Annotated in this window: 8 protein-coding genes; 3 read left to right on the top strand and 5 right to left on the bottom strand. The window is 57.5% G+C overall.

Annotated elements, in window-relative coordinates:
• Window positions 1-204 precede the first annotated feature (204 nt).
• A complete protein-coding gene (locus tag QMM04_RS18870; protein ID WP_150058219.1) occupies window positions 205-1,578 on the bottom strand; it encodes an MATE family efflux transporter in 1,374 nt (457 codons plus the stop codon).
• A gap of 198 nt (window positions 1,579-1,776) precedes the next feature.
• Here QMM04_RS18870 and QMM04_RS18865 point away from each other — a divergent pair, with 198 nt between their 5' ends.
• A complete protein-coding gene (locus QMM04_RS18865) occupies window positions 1,777-2,430 on the top strand; it encodes a riboflavin synthase (RefSeq protein ID WP_021506224.1) in 654 nt (217 codons plus the stop codon).
• A gap of 48 nt (window positions 2,431-2,478) precedes the next feature.
• On the opposite strand, the gene cfa is transcribed toward QMM04_RS18865, so the two are convergent.
• The gene (gene cfa / locus QMM04_RS18860; protein WP_211725421.1) at window positions 2,479-3,627 is read right to left on the bottom strand and encodes a cyclopropane fatty acyl phospholipid synthase; all 1,149 of its coding nucleotides are present in this window, start codon (window positions 3,625-3,627) and stop codon (window positions 2,479-2,481) included.
• Between the two features lie 309 nt (window positions 3,628-3,936).
• Window positions 3,937-5,139, bottom strand: coding sequence for a purine nucleoside transporter PunC (gene punC / locus QMM04_RS18855; protein WP_021506222.1), 1,203 nt, complete (start codon window positions 5,137-5,139; stop codon window positions 3,937-3,939).
• A 109-nt stretch (window positions 5,140-5,248) separates the two neighbouring features.
• Here punC and punR point away from each other — a divergent pair, with 109 nt between their 5' ends.
• Complete coding sequence (gene punR / locus QMM04_RS18850; protein ID WP_021506221.1) at window positions 5,249-6,160, top strand: DNA-binding transcriptional activator PunR; 912 nt, start codon at window positions 5,249-5,251, stop codon at window positions 6,158-6,160.
• Here punR and purR read toward each other — a convergent pair.
• Entirely contained in the window at window positions 6,157-7,182 is a 1,026-nt protein-coding gene (gene purR / locus QMM04_RS18845; RefSeq protein ID WP_282996756.1) for an HTH-type transcriptional repressor PurR, read from the bottom strand. The genes punR and purR overlap by 4 nt on opposite strands.
• A 273-nt stretch (window positions 7,183-7,455) precedes the next feature.
• Here purR and QMM04_RS18840 point away from each other — a divergent pair, with 273 nt between their 5' ends.
• Window positions 7,456-7,545: a YnhF family membrane protein gene (locus tag QMM04_RS18840; RefSeq protein WP_021506219.1), complete on the top strand. Its 90-nt coding sequence runs from the start codon at window positions 7,456-7,458 to the stop codon at window positions 7,543-7,545.
• Window positions 7,546-7,601: 56 nt separating this feature from the next.
• On the opposite strand, the gene QMM04_RS18835 is transcribed toward QMM04_RS18840, so the two are convergent.
• Window positions 7,602-8,393: a C40 family peptidase gene (locus QMM04_RS18835; protein WP_282996755.1), complete on the bottom strand. Its 792-nt coding sequence runs from the start codon at window positions 8,391-8,393 to the stop codon at window positions 7,602-7,604.
• Window positions 8,394-8,395: the final 2 nt, after the last annotated feature.

Below are 8,395 nucleotides of genomic sequence, written 5' to 3'. Positions count from 1 at the left end.
TCGACCCCCACCATGTCAAGGTGGTGCTCTAACCAACTGAGCTAAGAGCGCAACACGCTGTCAGGGCGACAGCGGGGACGAATATTAACGGCAGGCCGTGATGCTGGCAAGCGGAAAAGTGATTTTTCCTGACGACTGACCAGCAACTGTGCTATGCGTCGTTTTTTTCGCCATTGCGGGCCAAATAAACGCCCGCTCAGCCACTTAGCGCGCGGCGCGCGCCAGAATCACCTGCGCCGGTAAACGTTGCAGACGGCGGATGCGCCAGATCATCATCACCGCCGCCGACGTCAGACCGACGATAAATCCGCACCAGAAACCGGCCGGCCCCAGCGGTGCCACCACCCAGTCGGTCAGCGCCAGCACGTAACCCACCGGCAGCCCCAGCACCCAGTAGGCGATCAGGGTAATAAAGAAGATCGAGCGCGTGTCCTTATAGCCGCGCAGGATACCGCTGCCGATCACCTGAATCGAATCTGAGAACTGGTAGATGGCCGCCAGCAGCATCAGCTGCGCCGCCAGGGTAATCACTTCCGGATTCGCGGTATAGAGCGCGGCAATATCGTGGCGGAAGGTCACGGTAAACAGCGCGGTTATCGCCGCCATGGTGATACCCACGCCCTGACCGGTCCACGCGGCGATGCGGGCCTGTTCGGCCGAGCCCTGGCCCAGACGGTAACCGACACGAATGGTGGTGGCGACGCCGAGTGACAGCGGCAGCACAAACATCAGCGAGCTAAAGTTGAGCGCGATCTGATGACCAGCGACTTTCACAATGCCGAGCGGCGATACCAGCAGCGCCACCACGGCAAACAGCGTGACCTCGAAAAACAGCGCCAGCGCGACCGGTAATCCCAGCGTGAACAGGCGCGTCAGGATGGCGCGCGACGGTGGCGACCAGCGGTTATGCATGCGGATATCGCGCATGGCCGGCATGCGCTTCAGCCAGAAGCGCATCACCAGATACATCACCCAGTAAACCGACGCGGTGGCGACGCCACAGCCCACGCCGCCCAGCGCAGGCATACCGAAATGGCCGTAAATAAAAACATAGTTCAGCGGAATGTTGGTCAGCAGGCCGAGGAAACCCAGCAGCATCGCCGGCTTAGTCTTCGATAGCCCTTCACACTGATTACGTGCCACCTGGAAAAACAGGTAGCCCGGTGCGCCCCACAGCAGCGCGTGCAGATAACCTTCTGCTTTGGCCGCCAGCTGAGGATCAATGTCATGCATGGTGTGAATCAGGTAGCCGGCGTTCCACAGCACCACCATAATCAGCAGCGCCACGCCCGCCGCCAGCCAGTAACCCTGGCGCACCTGTTCTGCGATGCGTTCGCGTCGCCCGGATCCGTTGAGTTGCGCAACGGTTGGCGTCAATGCCAGCAGCAGACCATGACCAAACAAAATGGCGGGAAGCCAGATAGAGGTGCCGACAGCAACGGCGGCCATATCCGTGGCGCTCACCGCACCGGCCATAATGGTATCCACAAAACCCATCGCCGTCTGAGCCACCTGAGCAAGGATGACCGGGATCGCGAGGGCCAGCAATTGACGCGCTTCTGTTAAATACTTCTGCACGTATCACCTGCGTAATTTAAGAAGAGAGCGGGGTGAAATCCCCAAAGAATGCGCGACCTAGTGTAGCGGTAGCCCGCACTTCCGCCAAACATTGATCGCATTTGGTTGCGCCATTTGTGTAAAGTTTGCGCGCCGGCAAATTAAACCTTGCGGCGCAAGCTGTGATAAACTGCCACAAACTTCGCAGAGGCTGAAATTATGTTTACCGGAATTGTGCAGGGCACGGCAGAAATTGTCGCCATTGAAGAAAAAGAGTTGTTCCGCACCCACACCGTGCGCTTGCCTGCTGAGCTGCTGCCCGGCCTGGCGCTGGGCGCCTCGGTAGCGCACAACGGGTGCTGCCTGACGGTGACCGCCATTGACGGCGATCGCGTCAGCTTCGATCTCATCAAAGAGACGCTGCGCATCACCAACCTCGGTGAATTACAGGTTGGTGACATCGTGAATATTGAGCGCGCCGCGAAATTCAGCGATGAAATTGGCGGACACCTGATGTCCGGCCATATTATGACCACCGCCGAAATCTGTAAAATTATCCAGTCAGAGAATAACCGCGAAGTGTGGTTTAAATTACAGGACGCTGAGCAGATCAAATATATTCTGCATAAAGGATTCGTCGGCATCGATGGTATCAGCCTGACGGTTGGTGATGTCACCAAAAGTAAGTTCTGCGTGCACCTGATCCCGGAAACGCTGGAGCGCACCACGCTGGGCGCGAAGAAGCTGGGGCACCGGGTCAATATCGAAATCGATCCGCATACCCAGGCGATTGTCGACACCGTCGAACGTGTGCTGGCGCAGCGTGATGCCGCGGCCGCGCTGGTGGCACAAACGCTGCCGGACGCGGAGTAATCGCGAATAAAAAAGGCGCGGTAAGCGCCTTTTAGCATTGCACGGAAATCAACGCGCCACGCGCAAACCGCCTTCAGCGCCGCGGCTGAAAACTACCTGCCACAGCTGAATATCGCGCGCGCGAAACGCACCGGCGCAGGCGTTGAGGTAATAGCTGAACATCCGTTTGAAACGCTCGCCATACTTCTCCGCCAGCTGCGGCCATGCCGCCTGGAATCGCTCATGCCAGGCCATCAGCGTGGTGTCATAATCCGCGCCGAAGTTGTGCCAGTCTTCCATGATGAAGTGGGATTCGCTGGCATCGGCGATTTGCCGTACCGACGGTAAACAACCGTTGGGGAAAATGTATTTATCGATCCACGGGTCGACGTTCATGTCGGTTCTGATCGCCCCAATGGTGTGCAGCAAAAACAGGCCTTCCGGTTTCAGGTTACGATCAACCACATCGAAGTAGGTGGCATAGTTTTTCGGCCCGACGTGTTCGAACATGCCCACCGACACGATGCGGTCAAACTGCTGGTTCAAATCACGGTAATCCTGCAGCAGAATGGTCACATCCAGACCGGCACAGCGCTGCTGCGCCATTTTCTGCTGCTCGGCAGAGATAGTCACGCCATGCACTTTCACCCCGTAATGACGCGCGGCGAATTCCGCCAGTCCGCCCCAGCCGCAGCCGATATCCAGTAGCGTCATGCCCGGCTCAAGCTGCAGCTTGCGGCAGATCATATCCAGCTTGTCCTGCTGTGCCTGCTCCAGCGTTTCCGCGCTTTTCCAGTAGCCGCAGGAGTACTGCATAAACGGATCGAGCATCAGTGAAAACAGGTCGTTGCCAAGATCGTAGTGCTCTTTACCAACAATCCAGGCGCGTTTCTTTGACTGCAGATTGGTGAGGCGCGCCGCGGCAATGCGCAGCGTATCTTTAAAATGGTGCGGTAACTGCTTATCCAGATGATGTTTCAGCACGCGGTGGAAGAACATATCCAGACGTTCACACTCCCACCAGCCGTCCATGTAGCTTTCACCGAGGCCCAGCGATCCCTCCTGCAGGACCCGTTTGAAAAAATCCGCATGTCTGACCTGAATATCCCAGGGGCGTGTGCCGTTGATGTGAATGTCCGCCCGCTCCAGTAATTCATGGGCGATACGAAACCATTGGTTTTCTTCAAGGCTCACTTCTTCTATACACGATGAACTCATAGCTTCTCCATCACCTTTCCGATTTGAACCTGAGGAAATAATAGTCAATTTCCTCAGGCCTGTGAGAGAACTCACGGAAAATCCGTGCGCCAGATAGCCGACGTATTACAGAGGTATGAATCTGAATAGAAATGTCTGCCACAACTCCGGAGGTGAATATCGTGCAGACGCCATCCCAGCGACAGTGTCGCTAAAAAATACGCTCATTATGTTATTGATTTGTTGCAGAAATGCTGACCCACTGAGTATATGCTCACGCAGGTCAGTATTCAATGGCTTATCGTTAGTTTGCTAACGATAATCGTTGCCTTAGCAATTATCTTCGCAGGGACGGGAAGCGTGAGCAATATCACTTTGTGCGCTGGCGCTACGCTGCCACAGGAAACCGGCCCAGGCGAGGATCACCGTGGCCACCATGACCAGCGTGGTATGTAACAGCGCCTGCTGCAGACCGGCGGAAACAATCAGGCTGGCGAGGAAGCATAAGCCCAGCTGCAGCAGATTCTGCAGGCCGGCCGCTTTGCCGGTGGCCTGCGGGAACGGGGCGAGGGCGCTGGACACCACAATCGGGTAAATCGCGCCATTGGCCAGCGCCATGCCGCAGAACGGCAGCAGCAGAGCCACCAGCGGCGGCGTGGTCATCAGCGCCACCGCAAACAGGCCCAGAATGCTCAGGCTGTAAATCATCAGCAACCACGGCAGCAGCTGCGCACCCTGAAAACGGTTCAGCAGTGCGCGACAGCCAAACCCGCCCAGCAGGAAGGCGATGGTCTGCGGAATATAGCTCAGGCCAATGTCCGCCGGGCTCAGACCCGCGGCGGCGAGGATAAACGGCGAGCCGGTCAGCCAGGCGAAGAAACTGGCGGAACAGGCGGCATAAATCACTACGTTACCGCTGTAAATACGCGTCGCCAGCAGCGTCAGCCAGCTGGGCTGCGGCGTGCTTTCGTGGCGCGCACGCGGCGCGCTGGCCAGTTTCAGCGTGCCGAACAGCAGCACCAGCGTCACCAGCGTGAGCGCGAGGAAGATGGCGCGCCAGTGAAAATGGGCCATCAGCCAGGCACCCAGCAGCGGTGCCAGCGCCGGTGACAGCGCCACCAGCGGCATAATCGTGGCAAATACTTTGTTGGCTTTGGCCTGCGGATAGCGATCAACCACCAGCGCCTGCCAGCTCACCGCTGCGGCGCACACGCCTACCGCCTGCACAAAACGCAGCGCCAGCATCAGCCAGACGTTAGTCACCCACAGCATGGCAAGACAGCTCAGCGCAAACAGGCTCAGGCCCGCCAGCAGAATGGGTTTACGGCCGAAGCGGTCCGACAGCACGCCCCACAGCACCTGCGCACAGGCAAAGCCGCCCAGAAACAGGCTCAGGCTGGCGCTGATGGTGCCCGGTGCGGAAGCAAAGTCGCGCTGCATGGCGCCGAAGGCGGGTAAATACATATCGGTGGCCAGAAAGCCGAGCATGCTCAGCACGGCAAGGTAAGGCAGAAATCCTTTGGATGACAGCATGGTTTTTCTCATTCGGCAGGTTGAACGGCGGGGAGTGTAAAAGGGTGCAGCGGGCTTTGTGAAACGCTAATATTTGCAGGGTGCTGTTAAAATTTTTGATGGGAAAACTATGTGGTCGGAATATGCACTTGAGGTGGTGGACGCGGTAGCGCGCACCGGCAGTTTTAGCGCGGCGGCGCAGGAGCTGCACCGCGTGCCCTCTGCCATCAGCTATACCGTGCGCCAGCTGGAAGGCTGGCTGGCGGTACCGCTGTTTGAGCGGCAGCATCGCGAAGTGGTGCTGACGGCAGCAGGCGAGCATTTTGTGCGTGAAGGGCGTTCTGTTATCAAAAAAATGATGGCCACGCGCCGCCAGTGTCAGCAGCTGGCTAATGGCTGGCGCGGTCAGCTCAGTATCGCGGTAGATTGCATCGTCAAACCGCAGCGCACCCGCCAGCTGGTAAAGGATTTTTACCGCCATTTCCCCGATATGGAGCTGATCATCAGCTACGAAGTATTTAACGGCGTGTGGGACGCGCTGGCTGATGGTCGTGTCGATGTGGCGATTGGCGCCACCCAGGCCATTCCGGTCGGCGGCCGCTTCGCCTTTCAGGATATGGGCGCGCTCAACTGGCGCTGCGTGGTGAGTCCGCAGCATGCGCTGGCCCACAGTCCGCAGCTGGACGATGAAACCCTGCGCGCCTGGCCGTCGCTGGTGCTGGAAGATACGTCGCGCGCGCTGCCGCGCCGCATGACGTGGACGCTGGATAACCAGCGGCGGCTGGTGGTGCCGGAGTGGGAAACCGGGCTGGATTGCCTGCAGGCCGGATTGTGCGTGGGCATGGTGCCGGGCCACCTGGCGCGCCCGCTGCTGGACAGCGGCGCGCTGGTGGAGCTGGCGTTACCGCAGCCATTTCCGGACAGCCCGTGTTGCGTCAGCTGGTCTGAGCAGCGCGCGTCACCGGCGCTGGCGTGGTTACTGGAATATCTGGGCGATGCGGAGACGCTGAACCACGAGTGGCTCAGCGAGAAGGTGGCTTAACGGCGGTAATCGCGGAACGGGCCATCGGCCACGGAGCGGCGCTCAATCAGCGTGGGCTGCACTTCAATGGTCTGCGGCTCTTCGCGTTTGCTGGTGATGCGGTCCAGCAGCATCTCCAGTGCCTTTTCCCCCAGCTGTGCTTTCGGCTGGTGCACGGTTGTCAGCGCCGGGGTGAAGTAGCGCGCGTTGCGCACATTGTCATAGCCAATTACCGAAATGTCCTGCGGCACGCGCAGTCCCATCTCGTCGGCCGCGCAAATCGCGCCCATCGCCATGATATCGCCGCCGCAGAACACCGCCGTCGGGCGCTGTTTCTGGTTAAGGATCTGCTGCATAGCCTGATAACCTGACTCCGGTTCGAAGTCACCCTGTACAATCCACTCGGGATGGACGCTGATGCCCGCTTCCTGCATCGCCTTCAGAAAACCCGCATGACGACCGCCACCGGTGTTGCGCTCCATCTGGCCGGGGATAGCACCGATATCGCGATGGCCGCGCTCAATCAGGTATCGTCCGGCGAGGTAACCGCCGTGGAACGCATTGTCCTGCACGGTATCGGTAAAGTCCCCGCGCGATTCGCCCCAGTCCATGACCACCATCGGGATATTGCGGTTCTCTTCCAGCATCTGCAGAAGATCGTCGGGATATTCGGAGCACATGACCAGCAGGCCATCGACGCGCTTTTGCGCCATCATTGACAAATAGGCACGCTGTTTTTGCAGATCGTTATGCGCGTTGCCGAGAATCAGCGTGTAACCACGCTCAAAGCAGTGATTCTCCACGGCTTCAATAATTTCGGCGAAGTAGGGCGCTTCGCTGGAGGTCGCCAGCAGGCCCAGCGTCTTGGTGTGATTCACCTTCAGGCTGCGGGCCACCGCGCTCGGTGAGTAATGCAGCGCTTTAATCGCTTCCCATACGGCGTTACGCGTCTCTTCCGCGACAAAACGCGTTTTGTTGATGACATGCGAAACCGTGGTTGTTGAGACCCCGGCGCGTTTCGCCACATCTTTAATGGTTGCCATGAAAATGGTACTCCTGGGCTTATCGCAACTTACTGATAAGTATATTGTTAAACGTTTGCGTCTGCTAATGGTTTTGCGCCCTGAATATCAGGGCTAATCTGCTTAATCGGGCAGGGAAACATCCTTCAGCAGGCTGTCAATGCAGCATGCGCTAAATCTGTTGCGCAACGAAAGGCGGCGATTCTAGCAAGCCGGGGCGGATAACACGAGATTTTTGCCCATCACTGTGCGAAAATTATTTAACCATGCAAACTGTGTGACTAAGGAGTTGTGATGAGTACCGATTTAAAACTGGCATTGACCACCACCGCCGCTGCTCTGCTGATGATTATTGCCTTTAGCTTTACCGCCATTCTGCATTAATAAAAAAGCCGGTGCTGCTGAACAGCCACCGGCTTTTTTGTTGCGCAACGCTGAGGTTAGCGCACGGTTTTCGGCGTCATCATACGGCGCGCGCCAACGTAATGCTTCTGCCAGTAATCCTCGCCCAGCGCGCTAATCTGAATGTCCTTACCGGTGCGCGGAGACTGAATGAATTTGCCATTGCCCAGATAAACCCCGACATGGTCGGCGGTACCGCGGTTGTTGATGCGGAAGAACACCAGATCGCCTTTCTCCAGCATCTCACGCTTAATTGGTGCCGCATCGCGCAGGTGATACATCTCATTGGCGGTGCGGGGAAATTTAAACTTCACCAGGTCTTTGTAGGCGTACCACACTAAACCACTGCAGTCGAAACCGGTGTGCGGTGAGGTGCCTCCCCACTGATACGGTTTACCCAGCTGGCCCATCAGTTTCGTCATCGCGGTTTCGCGCGCTTTTTGATAGCGCAAGCGGTGGGCTTTGCTCATTTTAATGCCGCTCAGCTGCTGCACTTCATCATCAACGGCAACGTCACGCGATTTTTTCGCCAGCCGCTGATGACCATATTTTTTCGCACTGAGCTTAAGTGGGGATTTGCGCTGCGTGGTGTGCTGAAGTACCGTTTCGCTTTTCTGCTGTTTTTTCAGCCTGAACTTCTGTACCGACGTCAGGCGTGACTTTTTGCTGGTGGTTTTCACCGGGCGTCGTTTGCGACGATCATCTTCACGCGCGTTCTTTTTCTCCGCTTTCTGCAAACTGGCATTAACCGGCGCATGCGGAGAAGCCGCCGCCACATTAAAGAACAGTTGGGCAAAAGCCAGTATGAAAAGCGTAATCAGTAAACGCATAG

This window comes from Pantoea sp. Pa-EAmG, from assembly GCF_030024295.1.
Classification (GTDB): domain Bacteria; phylum Pseudomonadota; class Gammaproteobacteria; order Enterobacterales; family Enterobacteriaceae; genus Pantoea; species Pantoea dispersa.
Note: the sequence above shows the minus strand (reverse complement) of the source record. Positions and strands in the feature narration are given on the sequence as shown.